This is a genomic window from Thioalkalivibrio sp. ALgr1 (assembly GCF_000378285.1).
GTDB lineage: Bacteria > Pseudomonadota > Gammaproteobacteria > Ectothiorhodospirales > Ectothiorhodospiraceae > Thioalkalivibrio.
The window spans coordinates 35,092-53,596 of sequence record NZ_KB905136.1 but is presented as its reverse complement, the minus strand read 5'-3'; the positions used below and the strand labels follow the sequence as shown (position 1 = coordinate 53,596).

Below are 18,505 nucleotides of genomic sequence, written 5' to 3'. Positions count from 1 at the left end.
TGGCCTGGCCATCCATGGCACTATGCGGTACCGAACGCACAGGGGCGCGTCGTGCCTGATTGGAAACCCAGAACCAGGAGCAAATGGACGCGATGGCGCCGTGCGGTCATGCCTGTCCTGCTGGCGGTGTCCCTGTGCCTGCCCGCCGGGGCCGGCGCGGATGATCCCCTGCGCATAGGGCTGTACGAGAACGTGCCCAAGGTCGGCACGGGTGACGATGGGGCGGCAGGGGGCGTGTTCGTCGAGTTGCTGGACGCCATCGCGCGACGCGAGCACTGGCGGCTGGAGTATGTCTCGTGCGAGTGGTCGGCCTGTCTGGAGGCCCTGGAGGCGGGCGAGATCGACCTGATGCCGGATGTCGCGCTGACGCCGGAGCGGCGCGAGAGCCTCGCGTTTCACTCGATCCCGGTGGCTCAGGCATGGAGCCAGGTGCTGGCGCCGATCGATTCGGGGCTGGATCGCATCGAAGCGCTGGAAGGCCTCCGCCTTGCGGTGCTCGATGGATCGATTCAATACGACTACCTGCGCGAGTACGCACTGGACACCGGCCTGGACTGGACCCTTGTGACCCGTGGCGACATGGAATCCGTGCTGGCTGCTGTCGCGTCGGGCGATGCCGACGTGGCGATCACAAACAACTTCTATGCGCGGCGTCATGCACGCCAGCATATGCTGGTGGAAACCCCCGTCACCTTCGACCAGGTCGGTCTTTACTACGCCGCTGCCCCTGGGCGGCAGGATGACCGACTGGAGGTGATCGACGCCTACCTCCAGCGCTGGAAGGGCGACGCGGGGTCGCCCTATCAGCACGCGATGGAGCAGGCACTGGAACCACCCCTCGGGGAGGGGGAAATCCCGACGTGGGCCTGGTCGGCGCTGGCGTCCGCCGCCGTGATCGCACTCGTCCTGGGGCTGATGGCGGTCTGGTTGCGACGCACCGTGCGCGCGCAGACACGTGCCCTGCGCGAGGCCAATCAGCGTCTCGAACACCTGCTCGAGAGTGGACCGGTCGTGCTCTATCAACTCAATGCGCTGGATTTCAAGCCGCTTTGGGTGAGTGGCAACTTCGCGCGGCTGTTTGGATTCAATTCCAGGGTGGCGCTGCAGCCGGGCTGGTGGGAGCAGCAAGTCCATCCGGAGGACCGGGCCACGGCCATGCGCGAGAACCGGCGTTTGCAGGAGGAACGCCACATGGTCCGTGAACTGCGCCTGTTCGACGGCTGGGGCAAGCTGCGCCATATCCGCGACGAGATGCGGATCATTCCCGGCGGCAATCAGGGACAGCGCGGGGCCGAGGTGGTCGGCAGCTGGACGGATCTCACCGCCAGCATGGAGCAGAAAGAAGCGCTGCGGCAGATGGCCCATTACGACGCGCGTACCGGCCTCCCGAACCGCGTGCTGTTGCACGACCGGCTGGGACACACCCTGGAACGCGCGATGGCCGATGGTCTTGCGCGCTGGGTGGTGCTGATCGACCTGGATCGTTTCCGCAATGTTAACGAAACCCTGGGAACGTCGGCGGGCGACCGCGTGCTGGAAGGTATTGCGGAACGGCTTGGGGGGTTACTGGGGCCGCAGGATACGGTGTCTCGCGTGGGGGCAGACGAGTTCTGCCTGATTATCGAAAACCCGCCGATGGATGGCGGCGCCGAGGCCTTCCTCGAGCAGCTGCTGGAAGCCTTGCGCGAACCCTGCGCTATCGGTGGGCGTGCGCTGGTCACCACGGCGAGCGTCGGGCTGGCGACGTTCCCCGAACATGGCAACACGCGTGACGAATTGTTGACCGCCGCGGAACTCGCAATGGCGGCCTCGCGCAGCGTTGGCGGGGACACCTGGCATGTCTACGAGCCCGGAATGGGGGCGCAGACGGAACATCGTCTGTTCCTGGAAAACGACCTGCGTAGCGCCATCGCCAACGACGAGCTGCTGCTCTACTTTCAGCCGCAGCTGGAGATGCAGTCGGGCCGGCTGGTGGGGATGGAGGCGCTGGTGCGCTGGCGTCATCCACAGCGCGGAATGGTGTCCCCCGCGGAGTTCATCCCGCTGGCGGAAGAGACGGGGATGATCCAGGCCATTGATCGCTGGGTGTTGAACGCGGCCTGTGCCCAGCTGGCGCATTGGGACCAGGACGGCCGAGGCGTGCCGACCGTGGCCGTGAACCTGTCCGCGCGCGAGCTGCATGACGAAACTCTGGTGGCGGCGATCCAGGAGATCCTGGAGCACCACGGTCTGGAGCCCGACCGGCTGGAGCTGGAACTGACCGAGACCATGATGATGGAGCAGCCAGAGCGGGCGCTGGCCGTGCTGCACCGCCTGGAAACGCTCGGCGTGACGCTGGCCATGGATGACTTCGGTGCGGGCTATTCCAACCTGGCGCATCTGCGTCGCTTGCCGCTGCGGCGGCTGAAGATCGACCAGTCACTGGTCCGCGATATCGGGCACTCGCGCAACAACGAATCGATTATCCGCGCCATCATTGCCCTGGCGGACGCACTGGGGCTGGACCTGATTGCCGAGGGTGTGGAAGAAGCGGGCCAGCAAGCGTTCCTGCTACGCGAGGGCTGCCGTTTCGGGCAGGGCTACCTGCTGGGCCGCCCGGCCCCGGCCGATAATGCCTTGCAAGGCATTGGCGCATAGTCTGCTGCGAGGGCGGGACGGGACCGCAAACCGGATTCAGGATCGGGCAGTTCGACGCCCGAAGTCGGATTCCGCCTGTAGCAGGTCCGCGAGGGGGGAAGGGTGCCCGAACAGGAAGCCCTGCATCATCGGGCAGCCAAGGCGGCGCAGATACTCCTGCTGGGCTGCGGTCTCCACGCCCTCCGCGACGATGTTCATCTGCAGGCCGCGTGCCATCGATACGATCGCGTTAACGATACAGGCCTCCCCGTCGGTACAGATGGTGAGGGTGAAGCTGCGATCAATCTTCAGGGTGTGGACCGGCAGCTTCTGCAGATAGCTCAGCGACGAATAACCGGTGCCGAAGTCATCCACTGCCACCTGGACGCCGGCTTCGCACAGGCGGTTGAGTTTGGCCACGGTATCGTGGGTGTCGCTCATCAACAGGCTTTCGGTGATCTCGATCTCCAGCAGTTCTGCGGGGAAGCCGGTCTCGACCAGCAGTCCCAGTACGCCGTCGACAAAGTCGTCGCGCTCGATCAGTACCGGTGACAGGTTCACAGCCAGGCGCAGGTTGGGTACGTGTTGATGGGCTTTGCGTATGTCGCCGAGGGCGTTGCGCAGGGTCGCGCGATCGAGGTCGACGATCAGACGTGTGTCTTCGGCGACCGGGATGAATTCGGCTGGGCCCAGCATGCCGCGATCGGGGTGATTCCAGCGAACCAACGCCTCGACGCCCAGGAGCTGTCCTGTCTCGCCATCGACCTGCGGCTGGTAGAGGATGTGGAACTCTTCGCGCTCCAGGGCCTTGCGCAGGTCCTGCTCCAATTGCAGGCGGTGTGGCGTGTTGCCGTGCATCTCCGGTGCGAACAGGCGGATGCCATTCTTGCCCGTGTTCTTTTCCCGGTACATCGCGATGTCGGCATGCCGGATCAGGGTCTCGAGCGTGTCGCCCCCCTCGGGGTAGATCGCGATCCCGATGCTGGCCCCGACATACAACTCGTGGTCGCCCCCCAGGTGGAACGGTTCATTGAGGCTTTCGAGGATCTTTTCGGCTACATCAACCGCGGCCTCCTGGCGGCTGATCTGAGGGAGCAGCAGGGTAAATTCGTCGCCGCCGAAGCGCGACAGCGTATCCCCTTTGCGAATGCAGCCCAGCAGGCGCTGGGCGACGGCCTGCAGCAGGCGGTCGCCGATGGTGTGCCCCAGCGAATCGTTGATGACCTTGAAGCGGTTGAGGTCGATGAACATCACGGCCAGGGGGTGACCCTGGCGCTGTGCCTGGGCGATGGCCACATCGACCCGGTCGCGGAACAGGGCACGATTGGGCAGGCGCGTAAGCAGGTCGTGGTAGGCCTGAAAGTTGATGAAGGCTTCTGACTCTTTGCGGTCGGTGATGTCGCGGGCAGTCCCGTAGACCAGGGTCTCGCCTGTATCGTCGCTGGCCGCCGTCGGCCAGACCGCGACCTCGAAATAGCGCCGGGTGCGGGCCATCTCCCGCGGCTTGAGCGCGAGCTCCACGGAGCGGATGTGGGCATGGCTGCGCCCGGCCTGCTCGAAGAAGTACTCCGCCTTCTCGTGGTCGTCGGTTTCGACCAGATCCAGGACACGGGTGTCCAGCAGGTCCTGACGGGAATAGCCGAGCAACTCGTGGACGCGCGAATTCACGAAACGAAACCGACCGTCGCGGTCCAGGATGAACACGATGTCCGGCGAGTTGTTGACGATCAGCCGGTGCAGGCGCTCGGAACGCTCCAGGCGTGCCCGCATGTGGCGATTGGCGTCTTCCAGGTCTTTTTTGTGCAGGGCATTGCGGACGGTCGCCAGCAGCTCGTCGGGCTGGTAGGGCTTTTTCAGGTAGTCGGAGGCCCCGTCGCGCAGGGCGCCGGCGACATCGTCCACCGAGGTGTTGCCGCTGATGACCACCACAGGGACCGCGAGCCCGGCGGCCTGGATGAAGCGCAGGACATCACGCCCCCCCAGTTCCGGCATGCACAGATCGAGCAGCAGGAGATCGGGCGGATCCCGCCGCAGGGCCTCGATAGCGCTGCCGCCGCCCGGCGCGGTTTCCACGTTGAACGTTTGTAGTTCCAGCAGCTGGCGCACGCTTTCCAGAAGGCGCGGGTCGTCGTCGACGACGAGGATGCGAGGGGTCTGTGGTGTGCCGGGTTCGTTCATGTGCGGCTCCCGCCGTGGTCTCGCATCATCGCGGGGGCTATCCCTGTCCCGCCCCGAGGGCTCCGGTTTCGGCCTCGCGATGGGGGAGCCGAATCTCGAACCGCGTTCCTTCGCGGTCGCTGTCGCACTGGATGTGAGCGCCGATCTCGTCCGCCAGGCGGCGGACAATACTCAGGCCTAGCCCGGCGTGCCCCTCGCCCTTGTGCGACTCCACCGGCCGATAATGGGCCGCGCGGACCTCCGGGGGAAGCCCGGGGCCGTCGTCGGCGACCACCAGTGCCACCACGCTGGTCCCATTGAAGCTCTCGGGGTCACGGGTCTGCAGCCGAATGACGCCCCCCGGCTGCAGGGCCTCGGCGGCGTTTTTGAGCAGGTTCGTCAGAATCTGGCGCACATGGTCGCTGGAGACAGACAAGGGCGCATCGCCGGGTGCCAGATCCAGTTCCAGGCGGATGCCCCGCGTGTGGCAAAGAGAGCGGTCCACGATGTCGGCCACGTCCTGGACCAGCCGATTAAGCGAGGATGGCGGTCCGTCCACTGCCTGGTCGGGTTCCTTTAGACGCAGCAGGATGCGGCCGACGCGATCAATCTCCTCCTTGATCAGGGCCAGTTCCTGGCTGGCCTCGTGCTCATCGCCCAGCTTTGTGTTCAACACACCCAGATAATTCTGGATGATGCTGAGGGGGTTGCCCGCCTCGTGCAGCGTCTCGCGGATTCGCTCCTGCGTCGTATCGTCGGTGTGCGCTTGCTCGGGCGGGTCGGACTGCGAGGTGCACAGCGCGCGTGCAATCTCTCGCGCCAGGGCCCGGACAAATCCGGTTCGGGGTTCCAGGGTCTGGGCACGTTCTCGGTCCAGTCCCAGGATCAGCACCCCTGCGGGCGAGGAGTTGGCATCCGCCAGCAGAGGGAATGCCCAGATCACCTCGGCACCGCAGAGCCGGAACAACTGCTGGTCGATGACCGGTGCAGGTGTCTCGCCATCGGGTTTGTGCTGGCGCATCTCGCGGTCCAGCAGGGTGTCGGTCACAAGGCTCCGTCCCGGCAGCAGGGGCAGGGTGAAGTCGGGCTCGTCTTCCTCGCCGAGCCAGGCGGAGACCGATGCACCGTCCGCGTCTGTCAGGAACATCAGGCTGTGTTCGACACCCAGGGTGAGAAACAGCGTTCGCTGGGCGGCCAGACAATGTTCTCGGGGGGTCCGCGAGGCGCGAAGCTCGCCGGACAGCCGCTCCAGCTCGGTGAGGTCGCGGACACGCATCCCCAGCGCCTCGCGCGCCGCCTGATCGGGGTGATGTGCCTCGATATTCGCGGTTTCGGCTCCCGCGTCCAGCTCAATACCCAGGGAACCGGCAACCCGGGTGACATCGTCTTCGATGCGGTTGCGCAGTTCCCGGGTCAGGCCGTCATTGAGCCCAAACAGGTCGTGGGCGGCTGCCAGGGCCGGGTCGCCGATGGCGTCGGGTGGTTCGTCGCCAAGTCGGCTGGCGAGATGGACAATCTTCACTAGGTGGTGTGCATCGCGCACTTGTGCCGTGGGTTCGAGGTGGAAACGCACCGCATCGGTGACGAAGCCGTCCAGGCCCCATTGGTCCAGGTGTTCGGCGGCCAGTTCTGCATGGTGTTGACCGTAGGTCGCCTGTTCACGGGAGACCAGCTCGCGGTGGTCGCTGCTGGCCTCGAGCAGCGGCCAGTAGCGCGCTTCGTCGGACGCCAGTCGCATCAGCTTGCCGAGATCAACCAGAAGCCCTGACAGATACGCCTCTTCGGGCCGTGGGTGGCGTGTCAGGGAGGCGAGGACCTGGCCGAGCATGGCGGTGGTCAGCGCACGGCGCCAGATGGTCCGAAGCGTGCTGGTGCGCTTGGGCTGGTAGCGGCCGAAAAGCTGCTGGATCGCGGCGGTCAGGGCGAGGCTGCGCACGGTGTCCAGCCCCAGGCTGAAAAGGGCTCTATCGATGGTGCGACACGGCGAGCCGCGGTAATAGAACGGGGAGTTGGCTGCCGCGAGGAGGCGTGTGGTCATGCCGGTGTCGCGCAGAATGGCACGGCTGAGGGCCTCGAAATCGGCCTCCGCCGCCTGGCCCGCATCGAGAACGGACGTCAGGGCCTGTGGCAGGCTGGGGATGGTTTCGGTTGCCGTATGCGCCGTGGCCATGCTTCTCCCCGGGACCCGAGAGGGTGCCCTTGTATTGCCCCGATCCGTTGCTGCGTCGCGGCTTCTCGCCCTGGTTCCCGACTATACTGCTGGGACTTGCGTTGCGCCAGCGATTCCAGTAGACGAGACGTTAGGCGTGCGTGAGGCCTATCCCGTGAGGCCACTTCGGAGGCAGGAAGCTTTGAAGCCCATGATCGACAGGCAGTCTGGCACGGCTCGCGTCCAGTCAGCTCAGCCGCGTGTCCTGACAGTGACCAGCGGCAAGGGCGGGGTGGGCAAGTCCAGTATCGCGGTCAACCTCGGGATTACCCTGGCCCGGGCGGGGCGCCGGGTCTGCATCCTGGATGCCGACACGGGGCTTGCCAACGTGAACATCCTGCTGGGGCTGCACCCGCAAAAGGGGCTGGCCGAGGTCCTGACGGGGGAGTGTCCGGTCGAGGATGTCCTTCTCGAGGGCCCCCATGGCCTGAAAGTCATCCCGGGGGCCTCGGGTATCCGCGATTGCGTGGAGTTGTCGGCGGCCCGACAGCGGCGGCTGGTGACCGAGCTGGCGCGGATCGAGCAGCATTTCGATGACCTGATCCTGGATACCGCTGCGGGGATTGGCGATACCACCCTGGATTTCGTCGCCGCCGGACACCAAGTGCTGCTGGTCATTACGCCGGAGCCGACCTCGCTCACCGATGCCTTTTCGTTGCTGAAGGTCGCGCTACGGCGGTATCCGCTCACCTGTCAGGTGGTCGTGAACATGGTGGCCGACATCAGTGAGGCGCGGGCGGTGTATCAGCGCTTCAGTGGTGCGGTGGAGAAGTATCTGAAGATCTCGGTGGGCTTTCTCGGGTTCATTCAGCGCGACGAGAGCCTGCGTGCGGCGGTGACCCTGCAGCACCCCGTAGCGATGTTCTCGGAGCATGATCCGTCAGTACGCCCGTTTCAGCGGCTGGCACAGGCCTTGAACGATCTCTCCTGGGACCCCTCGAACCAGGCCTCGTTCAGCCGTTTCTGGTTCCGGCATCTATTGCGCAAACCCGCATCGAGCGAGCCAGTGGCGGTTGACGCCGGGGCGGATGACACCCCGTCGGAGCAGCCGCTTGCCGAACGGGGTGCCACTCCGGATGTGGAAGTCCCGGCACCGGAGTCCGGCAGTGAGGTGAAGAAGCGGTTCGAGGCCCTGCGGCGGGAGTTCCGTGCCCTGGCGAGCGCGGTCGACGAGCCCTGCGCGCTGGCCGAGTGGATCCAGACGCTGGAGGCCGATTATCGCGATCGCTTTGGCATCCCCGCGGTGGATCCGGAGGCGCTGATCGAATGGCTGCTCGAGCACCCTGAGACCTCCGAAGACGTACTCGAGCGCATCGGCGCGCGTCTGGAACAGGCAACCCGCGGAGAGGATGCCGCTTGCCCGGAGCCGCCCGAAAACGTGGTGACGCCCGACTTTGGCCGCTACGGCCCGCTGGCGGCGAGCGAGCGCCCAACGCCGATCCCGAAACCCGATGCCATACACCGGGTGGATGTGGCGGTGTTCGGCTCGCAGCAGGACCTGTTGCAGTGGTTGCGCGATTCCCGCGACGAGGGACAGCTACTGATCGAGCAGCTTGAGCGGCGCGGGGACGGTGTAGCCCCGTCCCCGCCCATCGGCAACCCGAACGGCGATGATTCGACCGATCCGTCTTCCGGGCTACTTGGGCCCGAGGAGGAGCCAGGCGATCAGCCCCGCCACTGGCAGGAACAGCAGGATCAGAATCCACAGTAGCTTGACCATTGGCCCAGCCGGGCTTTGCGCGGTGCGGACGATGGCCCAGATCACGATGATCAGCCAGATCAGACCGAGAATTCCGGTGACTTCGATACCCATGGGGGCTCCTTGTCGGCGCGAGTGCCGTGTCCGTTGAGCGTAGCACCATGGCATGCGGCCGGGGGCAGGGCCAATCGAAAAGCGGTGGAGTGTGTTGCGCTTCGCCGAACCGGCTATGCTGCGGAACTTCTCTCGAATCGACGATCGGTGAGCATGAAGATATGGGTAGACGCGGACGCCTGTCCCGCGGTGATCAAGGAGATTCTTTTCCGGGCGGCCAACCGCACTCAGGTGCCGCTGACCCTGGTGGCCAATCAGCCGCTGCGCACCCCACCGTCGAAATGGATCGATGCCATTCAGGTGGGTGCCGGCTTCGACGTGGCCGACAACGAGATCGTGCGGCGGCTGGAGTCGGGGGACCTGGTGATCACCGCCGACATCCCGCTGGCGGCCGAGGCCATTGCCAAGGGCGCCCAGGCCCTGAATCCGCGCGGCGAGCTGTATACCGAGGGGACGATCCGCGAGCGCCTCAGCATGCGCGACTTCATGGAGACCCTGCGCTCCAGCGGCGTGGATACGGGCGGTCCCGCCGCCTTCAGCCAGGCCGATCGCCAGGCCTTCGCCAACCAGCTCGACCGCTTGCTGACCCGTCAGGCAAAAGCCCGGTAGGCGGCTCGTTCAGCGTTTCCCAAGTGGGGTCGGCAGGTCGTCGATGCTGACCGCATTCTTTTCCTCCCAGTAGCGTTCCAGGCCCTCGGGGCCCTTGCGTTCGCTCCACTCGGTCAGGGTGGGGCGTGGCTGCAGTTCGCCTTCGGGTACGCCGAAGCCACAGGAGGTCTGAATGCGGTGGATCTCGATGTCGATGATCTGCCGCGTTCCCGGATGTGCAGGGAACGCGCTGTACAGGGATTCCCAGTCGCCATCGGTCGGGAGCACGGTTCGCCCGCGGCCGTATAGCCGGAGAATCTTCGGTTTTCCGGAAAAGGCACAGAACATCAGCGTAATGCGGCCGTTTTCGGCCAAATGGGCGGAGGTCTCGTTGCCGGAGCCGGTCAGGTCGAGATAGGCCGCGCGGCGAGGACCCAGGACGCGCAGGGTGTCCAGCCCCTTGGGAGACAGGTTCACGTGGCCGTCGGCCGCGAGCGGGGCGGAGCCCACGAAATAAACCGGCTGTTCGAGGATGAAGCCCGTGAGTCGTTCGTCGAGGGCAGGGAAGGTCTTGGCCATTGGCATTACCGGCTTGATTGGGGTGAATCGAGACGTTGAAGGCAGGTTTCGGTACCCTCGCGAGCGTACTACAACGTTGCTTCGGCCCGGAGATTCACATGAGACATTCGCTGCGCCCCCTGCTCCTGACGCCCATCCTGGTGGTGGGGCTTGCCGCCTGCGGGGGTGGTGAGCGTGTGTCCGAGGTAACGCTGGCCCAGTTGGCGGGTGCGGCGGGCGAATTCAACGGTGAGCTGGTGCAGACCGAGGGTGTGGTCAAGCGCTTTGACGAGGACCCCGAACGCTACCACTACTGGCTGGAAGACGAGGATGTGAACCGCGTGGCGGTCGAGCCTCACGACGAGGTATCGGATCGGCTGGGGGAACATATCCGCGTGGTCGGGCGCTTCAGCTACCACCCGGAAGAAGGCCGCCTGATCGAGATCGACCCGGCCGCAACGGCAGCCCTGGATGCGACGCCTTAGGGACAGTGTTTCCCAAGATGGAGATTCGCTGGGCGGCAAGTTGAAGCCCAACCACAAGGCCCTGGAGGAGAGATGAGCGAGTGGATCGACGTGGCACCGGTCGACAGTATCGCGGACGGTGAACATCGTCTGGTAGATACGGCGGGAACCGAGGTTGCGATCTTCAACCTCGACGGCGAGTTCTTCGCGGTCGAAAACCTCTGCACGCACGAAGAAGTGCCCATCGCCGATGGCGAGCTCGACGATGACTGTATCACCTGCCCATTGCACGAGGCCCAGTTCTGCCTGCGCACCGGCGAGGTGATGGAGCCCCCGGCGGAGGACCCGCTGACCCGTTTCCCGACTCGCGTGCATGGCGGCATGGTTCAGGTGGGTTCCGAGCCGCTGGACGACTAAGCTCTCCAGTTAACCTCCCGCGCTACGGTGCAAAATAGCAACTTGTGGCTGTTTTGCCGCTTTCTGACCTGTACACTGGCCGATTAACACTGGGCTAACGGCCGCGCCGCGGCCGGTCGCGAAGGCAGGGCGCATGGCGGGAAAGGACTCCAGAGAACAGGGAAACTACCAGGACGACACGGCGATCTGGAGCGGTCTGTCGGGGCTGTCCGAGGCACAGCGTTCCGAGCTGGCCGCCGGTGTCGCCCCGCGCGTGGTCGATCACCTGGATCAATGCATGGAGTGGGTCGCGACCGAATGGAGCGCCGGGCGCGTCTGGGGCGACCAGGAAAGTGATGCGGTCGAATGGGCCAACCAGTTGCATGGCTATCAGTACGTCCTGCGGCGTGAGTTCGAGGAGGCACTGAACCGCGACCTGCGCACCACCACCTATCCGCCCGAATACGATTTCTCCGGCACGCGCTATGCGGGTGGTGATTCCGGGCTGCAAGTGCTCGACGACTACCAGTCCACCCGGCGCTCCCTGCGGCACAAGCTCGAGGGCGTGATCCGCGAGCACAACCGCTACTCCTACTACATGTTCCAGCAGGCCGCGCGCGAGGAGCACCGCTTCGAGCACCCGGGCTGGGCGCCCTGGTCTCCGCTGCACTGGTACGAACGGGTGATCGAGGCCGCCGAACGGCAGTTCGGCCGCACGGCCATGACCCTGGACCTGATGCGGGCCTACGTGAAGTGCATGGGGCGCACAGGCGCCCCGATGCTGGCCTTCGTGGTGGAGACGATTGACGAGTGCGGGCTGGTGACCGAGCCGCCCCGCAGTCCGGAGGCGCACGAGTCGGACTGCGTGCCCCAGCAGCGCGCGAGCTGGGCCCACTACACCGCGGGCAGCCCACCGCGATCCGCCTCCGAATCAACCGCCGGCGGAGACCCGGCGACGCTGGGGCTGGGGGCGGCGGGCTCCAGCGGGACACGCGAAATGCCCGCGCCGGATGCCGACCCCACCGCCTGGGCCCTGTGGGCCCGCGCCCTGGTGCAGGCCCAGGGGTTGCCCGCCAGTTCGCCGCATGCGGCCGGCGTGCCGGATGGGGCCGGCTCCGGGGCCGGGGGCGCGGGCGGCGAGCGTGTGGCCCCGGAATCAGCGGAATTCTCGCGCGAGTCCTTGACCCCGTTCATCCTCGATCTGTTGCAGGGGATGTTTGATCACATCTTTCGGCAGGTCGGGTTCAACTCGCGCGTGCGTGCGGCCATTGCCGACATGCAGTTCTCCCTGGCGCGCGTGGTCATCCGTGATCTCTCGTTCTTCCGCGATCGCTCGCACCCGTTACGCCTGTGGATCGGCAGCCTGATCAACACCGGCGTGCGCGTCAGCCCGGATGACCAGGCCGAGGGCAACGACGCCATTGAGGCCTACTTGCAGCATATCCAGCAGTCGGTCAATCGGCTGCGCCACGAAGCCGACAGCATGGACCGTGATGCCGCGCAGGCCCTGGTGGACGACTGGCTGGCGGCGATCGAGGAAGAGGATGCGCGCTGGCAGGAGCTGCAGGATCCCCATATCGATCCACTGCGCCAGGAGGAGCGCGCGGCGCGCGCGCGGCGCAGCCTGACCATCTGCGTGCTGGAGACCGGCGCGGAGCTGCCGGAACGTTCGGCTGAGCAGATCGCCGAGGCCTGGGAAGACCTGCTGGCCGCCGATGGTGACTCGGCCGAACGGCTGGACCAGGTGGTCAAGGACGTGGCCAAGGCCATCTGCAACCGCGCGACCCCGAAGGAGGTCAACCCGATGGTGCAGCGCATTGTGGCGACCGCGCGCGAGGCCGGGGTCTCCGAGGAGCGCGTGAAGGCCGTGGTGCAGCACTTGGGGCAGGCCCATCTGCAGCGGATCCGGGCCTCAGGAGACGAGCCGCGCTTTGACCCGCAGGAGCGCATTCGGGCGCGCCGTTCCGTCCGCTTCGAGGACGACGATCCGGACCTGCTGGCGGACCAGGACGACCCCTATGTGTTCGAGGCCTCGCGGGTACAGGTCGGGGACTGGTTCGAGTTCATCGACAAGTCGACCGGCGAGACCCAGCGCATGGCGCTGGTCTGGCGCGGGGAGGCCACGCGCCGCTTCCTGTTCCTGTCGCTGGATGGCGTGACCAGCCGTCGCCACAGCCTGCAGGGTGTGGCCCATGAGATGCGCGAGGGCCGCATGCGCGCGCTACCCCGAGACAACCCCCTCGACGCGATGATCCGCTAGCGCCAGGGTCTCTGGGTGCGATGTGGGAGCGGGCTCGCCCGCGAACCCCCTGCCCAGGCTTTTATCTGACGCACTCCCCATCCCCCGGGCAGTAACGCAGCGCCAGCACGGTAATGTCATCCGCCTGTGTAGCACCATCCGCGAAACGCTCGACGGACTCCAGCACCGCATCGACCTGCTCCCGTGCTGGCTGGGATGCGATCCCCCCGTACAAGGCGAACAGCCGGTCCTCCTCATACAGCTTCTGCTCCCCGTCCGCCGCCTCGGTCACCCCGTCGGTATACAGCAGCAACGCATCGCCAGGCGCCAGGCGGACGGTCTGCACCGGGTACTCCATGTCTTCCATCGCCCCCAGCACCAGCCCCGGCGGCAGCTTCAGCCAGTCGTAGGTGCCATCGGCGCGGTGGATCAACGGCGGGTTGTGGCCGGCGTTGGCAAAGCGGACCTCGCCGGTGCCCAGGTCCAGTACCCCGCACAGGTAGGTCACGAACATGCCGTTGTCGTTGTTCAGGCACAGCTCGTTGTTGACGCGGGTCAGGATCTCGCCCGGGTCGCGCGGATCCTGCTCGGCGATGCCCTTGACCAGGGTCTTGGTCACGGCCATGAACAGGGCAGCCGGAACGCCCTTGTCGGAGACATCGCCGACCGCGAAGAACAGGGCGTTGTGCTCGCGCAGCGGGAAGAAGTCGTAGAGATCCCCGCCGACCTCCTTGGCCGGGATCAGGCGCGCCGCGAGGTCGATACCTACATCCAGGTCGGACAGGTCCAGCCGCTTGGGCAGGAAGCTCATCTGGATGTTGCGGGCGATCTTCAGCTCGCTCTCCATGCGCTCCTTGGCGGCGGTGGTCGCGGTCAGGTCGTTGATGTAGTCCTTCAGCGACAGGCGCATCTCGTCCAGCGAATGGGCGAGCTGGCCCACCTCGTCGCCGGTGCGGATCGGCGGCAGCGGGCGGTCCAGATTGCCGCGGGCGATCTCGCCGGCGCTGCTCGCCAGGCCCTTCAGCGGGCGGGTGATGCCGCGCGAGATGCCGATGATGGTGCCGAGCAGGATGAAGAAGCCGATCGCGGCGATGATCAGCACCCAGTGCATCACCCGCAGGATATCCCCGAACAGTTCGCGCTCGGGGATGATCACGCCCACCGCCCAGTTCGCCTCGGGCAGGCGCACGTGATAGAGCCGGGCGGGTTCCTCCAGCAGGGCCTCCGGCACGCGGGAGAAGCCTTCGTCGGTTTGCTGGATGCGCCGTCCGAGTTCGCGCAGTTCCGGCTCGCCCAGGGTTTCGGCCAGGCTGAACAGGCTCTCGCGCATGATCCAGTCGCGCTGTGGATAGGTGATAAAGCGCGTACGCGGGCTGACCAGAAATGCGAAGCCGCTGTCGAAGATCTCCACCTCGTCCACGCGCGCGGTCAGGGCTGGCAGTTCGATGTCCATGGTCACGATCCCGCGCAGTGCCTCGGCGTCGTCGGGGTCGAAGAACGGGCGCGAGTAGGTGGTGATCAGGCGGTTGGGGTCGGCGGCCGATGGAAAGGGCTCGGTCCAGAAGCCGCTGCGCGTGAGCGCCGGGATCTGGTACCAGTCCCGGGTAAAGTAGTCGAAGTCGTCGCCGCCCAGGTGCATGCGCGTGATGCCGTTGGGCGTCTCGTAGGAGAATGGGCCGTAGTAGCGCTCGTCGGGGTCGGCGGCATAGGGCTCGTAGGTCACGGCGGCGCCCTGGACCGCATCCGACTGGAGCGTCACGTTGTCCAGCACGGGAAACAGGCCGTCGGGTCGAATCTGTCCCGAATTCAGGGCGCTGGCGAGGCCCTGTGCCGACCCGGCCACCTCGTTCAGTGACGAGCGGATGCGGTTGGCCGTCGCGTGGGTCAGCTCGCGCGCCTGGTCCTCGGCGTGCTCCAGCATGATATCGCGCACCATCAGGTACAGCGCGCCGGAGGAGATGAAGAAGATCGACCCGGTCGTCAGCAGGGTGACCAGGGCGAGGCGGACGGCGAGGCTCTTGCGGCCGTTCATTGCGTCACGTCCTGGTGAAACTGTTCGTACGGTACCGGCTCCCATTCCAGGTGCCCCAGGTTGCGCATCAGACTGACGGCCAGCTGGTAGTCCTGCCGATCCAGGTGCGGGCCGCGGAGCGCCTCGTCTTCCAGATACAGCGGGCGCAGCGCCTCCAGCATCAGACGCTGGTGCGCCCGATTGGTCGGCTCGCCGGCCTGGATGACGCGATCCATCACCGCGTCCACTGCGGCGTCCGGATGGGCAAACGCGTACTCCCAGCCCCGCAGTGAGACCTCGACGAACGTGCGGACGGCTTCGGGGCGTTCGCGCAATGTCGACTCCAGGACATAGATCCCGTCCTCGGCCAGGCCCACGCCGTGATCCTCCAGTGGCATCACCTCGATCTCGTCCGGATCCAGACCGCTGAGATACAGCTCGACCAGTTCGTTGTAGCGCGTGGCGGTGGCGGCCGCGACCGCGCCGGTGCGCAATGCGGCCATCGTCGCCCCCTGATCGACCGTCTCGGGGTGCACCCCGTAGGTGCGGAACAACGCCTCCGGCTGAAGGCTGAAGCTGGCCCAGCGCGAGACGCGCTGCCCGTCCAGGTCTTCGGGTACCAGGATCCCGGACTCCGCCAGCGATACCAGCACCAGAGAGGAGTCCTGGATCAGTTGTGCTACGTTGACCACGTCCACGCCCTGTTCACGCAATTCCAGGGCCTGGGTGAGATAGAGCAAAGCCACATCGGCCTCCTGGCGGGCCAGCGTGGCGGGGGCGGGGTGCTCCGCGCCGTGCGGGAGTATTTCCAGCTCCAGTCCGGCGTCCTGGTACCAGCCCATCTCCTTGGCCAGGTAAAAGCCGGCGAACTGCGCCTGGGGGACCCAGTGCGGCTGAAAACGCAGGGTCTGCGTGTCGGCCAGCGCGGTGTTGGCGCAAAGGAGCAGGACAGCCGCCAGGGCCAGTACGCGGCGCATGCCGGCGCCCGGGCCATGGGCCGCAGAATTGGGGAATCGTGCGTATGCAGCGTCCATGGGGAGGGAGTCGGCCGTGGGGGGTCTTAGACGGCGACAGCATACCGAGGTGTTCCTGCGGGCGCATCCAGTCGCGCGCTAGCCGTCAGGCGGGCGTTATTCGGGCGTCGCGGTGGCGCCAGAGAAGCGGTTGGGAGCGGCCGCGGGGCCGACGTTCGCGGGTTGCGCGTTGGCTGGGGGGGCTGTGGGTGGGGTTGGCGCTGGCCATCCTCGCGCCGTTCACGGCCGGTGCGTCCTCGCCCCCGTCCGCGGCCGATATCGGCACCCCGATCCCGATCGCGCAGCAATCGGCGCCCGAAACGTTGCGCTCTGGCTGGTTCGAACGTCCCCCGTATCAGGCCGGTTCCGACAGCGCATCCCGGGCATCCCCGGCCGGGCTCGACGTGCGGGTCGCGCAGGAGGCGCTGGCCGGTGTCGGGCATGGCGCCGAGTTCACGCCGCTTTCCTGGAACGACCAGCTCGCCGCACTGCGCCACGGCGCGATCGACTTCGTCATCGGCAGCTATTTTGATTCCGGTCGCCTCGACTATGCGCAGTACTCGCAACCCTACCGTCAGGAACGCAACGCCCTCTATGTGCGCGCCGGCGAGCGTGGTGATTATTCATTCGAGGATCGCGCCGGCCTGGTCCAGGCGGTTCGCGACGGAGACTTCCGGCTAGGGGTGACCACCGGCTATGCCTACGCCTCCAGCGAACTGGCCGATCTGGTCGCGGATCCGGGGGAGGCCGCGCGCCTGTACCCCGCCGCCGGTGACGAGGCCCATATCCAGGCGCTGATCGAGGGTCGGATCGACGGCTTTGTCGCAGACCCCGTGATCGTGGATCTGTTGCTGGCGCGGACGGGTCGCGCCCGCGAGATCCAGACGCATCCGCTGGACCTGGGGACCGTCGGCGTGCGCGTGATGTTCTCCCGTGCCACCGTTCCCGAGTCCTTCGTCGAGAACTTCAACGCGCAGTTGCAGGCGCTGGGGGACAGCCGCCGGATGGCCGCGCTGGAAGTCGAGCATGTGCTGCCCGCGTTTCTCTCGATGGCTACCAGCGAGACCTGGTTCAATACGCTCACCCTGCTGGGGATTCTCGCGTTCTCCGCCTCCGGGCTGATCCTCGCCCGGCGCGAACGCTACAACCTGTTCGGTGCCCTGGTCCTGGCCTCGCTGCCGGCCATCGGTGGCGGCGTGCTGCGCGATCTGCTGCTGGGCCGCGACCCGATCTTCATCTTCGAGACGCCGGAGTTTCTGCTGGTCCCGATCGTGGTCGTGGTAGTCGGGTTCGTGCTGTACAAGCTGCATGACCATGTGCTGGTGCGCTGGCATCTCGTCCAGGAACTCCTGGCGCGGCAGCAGAAGGGATTGGGCGGGCGCGTAGTGGGGAATCTGCAGCGGGGTCTGGATGCCTGGGCCGTGGCCTCGTTCACCGTGATCGGCGTCGGGGTGGCGGTCGAATCGCAGGCCAGCCCGCTGTGGCTCTGGGGCCCGGTGATGGCCGTGGTGACCGCCTCGTTCGGCGTGATCATGCGCGATGTGGTGCGCTCGGACTTCAACATCGACATGCTCAAGCGCGACTCCTTCGCCGAGATCTCGGTCCTGGGCGGCATTCTCTATTCGCTGATCCTGCTCTGGCCCCCGGTGGAGCTGAGCCTCGGATTCATCCTGATCGCCACGCATGCGGTGATCGTGCTGCTGTTCCTGGCGCGCTTGGGCGTTCTCTACTGGGGCCGTCCCAACCCGTTGCAGATGGGGGATCCGCATACCCTGCCGGAACGGCGCCTCGAGGCACTGGCGCAGCGCGAACCGGAGGCCTGGTCCAGTCTGACCGGCTACCTCACCGAGGATAACGAGGGGCGGGCCCGCCCGGCCGATTCCGGGGAGCTGGAGCGCCTGCACAAGGACTTCGAATACCTGTTGCAGCCGGTGTTCGCCGAGCTGGACCGGCTGGCGGGCGAGCCCCTGCTGGAGGCCGCCGCGCGCCGGCACGAGGCCCTGCGTGACCGCTTCCGGCTGGTCGCGCGCCTGGAGCAGCAGCTGTATGACCACCTGCGCGCGACTGTGACGGATATGGAGATCGCAGCCGACGAGGTGGCGTGGGCCCTGGAAGGCCGCGTTCTTGAGGCCCTGCGGGGATTGCTGGATGCCACGACCATGGCCGCGAGTTCCACGGACCCCGACGACCTGGCCTGGCTGCGCGACATGACGGCCAATCAGCGCAGCCGCTTCGATGCCCTGCGTGCCCGCTACCTCGACCCCGATCATTTCCAGCCCGGGGGTGCACTGGACCGCGTGCTGCAGCGCACCCACCGCGTGGAGCGCATGCTCTGGATGCTGGCGGAGTACGCGGAGCGGCGGCTGGAACCGACGTTGAGCCCGGTACAGGGGGATCGGCGTGCACTGCAGCGGCGTTTCCTGCGCGCCGAATGATTGCCT

The 18,505-nt window shown here is 66.4% G+C and carries 13 protein-coding genes; 7 read left to right on the top strand and 6 right to left on the bottom strand.

The window, feature by feature from the left end; all coding sequences use genetic code 11:
- The first annotated feature begins 108 nt into the window (after nucleotides 1–108).
- Nucleotides 109–2,637 carry an EAL domain-containing protein gene (locus F466_RS0111250; protein WP_018994145.1) on the top strand — a complete coding sequence of 843 codons (2,529 nt, stop codon included), beginning with the start codon at nucleotides 109–111 and terminating at the stop codon, nucleotides 2,635–2,637.
- A gap of 36 nt (nucleotides 2,638–2,673) precedes the next feature.
- On the opposite strand, the gene F466_RS0111245 is transcribed toward F466_RS0111250, so the two are convergent.
- Together F466_RS0111245 and F466_RS0111240 are read right to left on the bottom strand one after the other, a co-directional pair.
- Entirely contained in the window at nucleotides 2,674–4,794 is a 2,121-nt protein-coding gene (locus F466_RS0111245) for an EAL domain-containing protein (RefSeq protein ID WP_012982971.1), read from the bottom strand.
- 37 nt (nucleotides 4,795–4,831) lie between these two features.
- Nucleotides 4,832–6,943, bottom strand: coding sequence for an HDOD domain-containing protein (locus F466_RS0111240; protein ID WP_018994144.1), 2,112 nt, complete (start codon nucleotides 6,941–6,943; stop codon nucleotides 4,832–4,834).
- Nucleotides 6,944–7,133: 190 nt separating this feature from the next.
- Between F466_RS0111240 and F466_RS0111235 the strand changes: the two genes are divergently transcribed.
- Entirely contained in the window at nucleotides 7,134–8,693 is a 1,560-nt protein-coding gene (locus F466_RS0111235; protein WP_018994143.1) for a MinD/ParA family protein, read from the top strand.
- Here the strand turns inward: F466_RS0111235 and F466_RS13540 are convergent.
- Nucleotides 8,619–8,795 carry a PLDc N-terminal domain-containing protein gene (locus F466_RS13540; RefSeq protein ID WP_012982968.1) on the bottom strand — a complete coding sequence of 59 codons (177 nt, stop codon included), beginning with the start codon at nucleotides 8,793–8,795 and terminating at the stop codon, nucleotides 8,619–8,621. The genes F466_RS0111235 and F466_RS13540 overlap by 75 nt on opposite strands.
- 153 nt (nucleotides 8,796–8,948) lie before the next feature.
- Here F466_RS13540 and F466_RS0111225 point away from each other — a divergent pair, with 153 nt between their 5' ends.
- The gene (locus F466_RS0111225; RefSeq protein ID WP_018138539.1) at nucleotides 8,949–9,404 is read left to right on the top strand and encodes a YaiI/YqxD family protein; all 456 of its coding nucleotides are present in this window, start codon (nucleotides 8,949–8,951) and stop codon (nucleotides 9,402–9,404) included.
- Between the two features lie 9 nt (nucleotides 9,405–9,413).
- On the opposite strand, the gene F466_RS0111220 is transcribed toward F466_RS0111225, so the two are convergent.
- Complete coding sequence (locus tag F466_RS0111220) at nucleotides 9,414–9,962, bottom strand: pyridoxamine 5'-phosphate oxidase family protein (RefSeq protein WP_018138540.1); 549 nt, start codon at nucleotides 9,960–9,962, stop codon at nucleotides 9,414–9,416.
- A 98-nt stretch (nucleotides 9,963–10,060) separates the two neighbouring features.
- On the opposite strand from F466_RS0111220, the gene F466_RS0111215 reads away from it, so the two are divergent.
- The 3 genes from F466_RS0111215 to F466_RS0111205 all read left to right on the top strand — a co-directional run bounded on the left by F466_RS0111215 (nucleotide 10,061) and on the right by F466_RS0111205 (nucleotide 13,061).
- On the top strand, nucleotides 10,061–10,426 hold the full coding sequence (locus tag F466_RS0111215) for a hypothetical protein (RefSeq protein ID WP_012982965.1): 366 nt from the start codon (nucleotides 10,061–10,063) through the stop codon (nucleotides 10,424–10,426).
- Nucleotides 10,427–10,498: 72 nt separating this feature from the next.
- Entirely contained in the window at nucleotides 10,499–10,822 is a 324-nt protein-coding gene (locus F466_RS0111210) for a non-heme iron oxygenase ferredoxin subunit (protein ID WP_012982964.1), read from the top strand.
- A gap of 133 nt (nucleotides 10,823–10,955) precedes the next feature.
- The gene (locus F466_RS0111205; RefSeq protein ID WP_018994142.1) at nucleotides 10,956–13,061 is read left to right on the top strand and encodes a DUF1631 family protein; all 2,106 of its coding nucleotides are present in this window, start codon (nucleotides 10,956–10,958) and stop codon (nucleotides 13,059–13,061) included.
- 61 nt (nucleotides 13,062–13,122) lie between these two features.
- Here F466_RS0111205 and F466_RS0111200 read toward each other — a convergent pair whose 3' ends face one another.
- Together F466_RS0111200 and F466_RS0111195 are read right to left on the bottom strand one after the other, a co-directional pair.
- Nucleotides 13,123–15,072, bottom strand: a complete 1,950-nt coding sequence (locus tag F466_RS0111200) for a SpoIIE family protein phosphatase (RefSeq protein WP_018994141.1) — start codon at nucleotides 15,070–15,072, stop codon at nucleotides 13,123–13,125.
- Nucleotides 15,069–16,028, bottom strand: a complete 960-nt coding sequence (locus F466_RS0111195; protein WP_018994140.1) for an ABC transporter substrate-binding protein — start codon at nucleotides 16,026–16,028, stop codon at nucleotides 15,069–15,071. The genes F466_RS0111200 and F466_RS0111195 overlap by 4 nt, the downstream gene beginning before the upstream one ends.
- Nucleotides 16,029–16,273: 245 nt before the next feature.
- Between F466_RS0111195 and F466_RS0111190 the strand changes: the two genes are divergently transcribed.
- Entirely contained in the window at nucleotides 16,274–18,499 is a 2,226-nt protein-coding gene (locus tag F466_RS0111190; RefSeq protein WP_018994139.1) for a TRIC cation channel family protein, read from the top strand.
- Nucleotides 18,500–18,505: the final 6 nt, after the last annotated feature.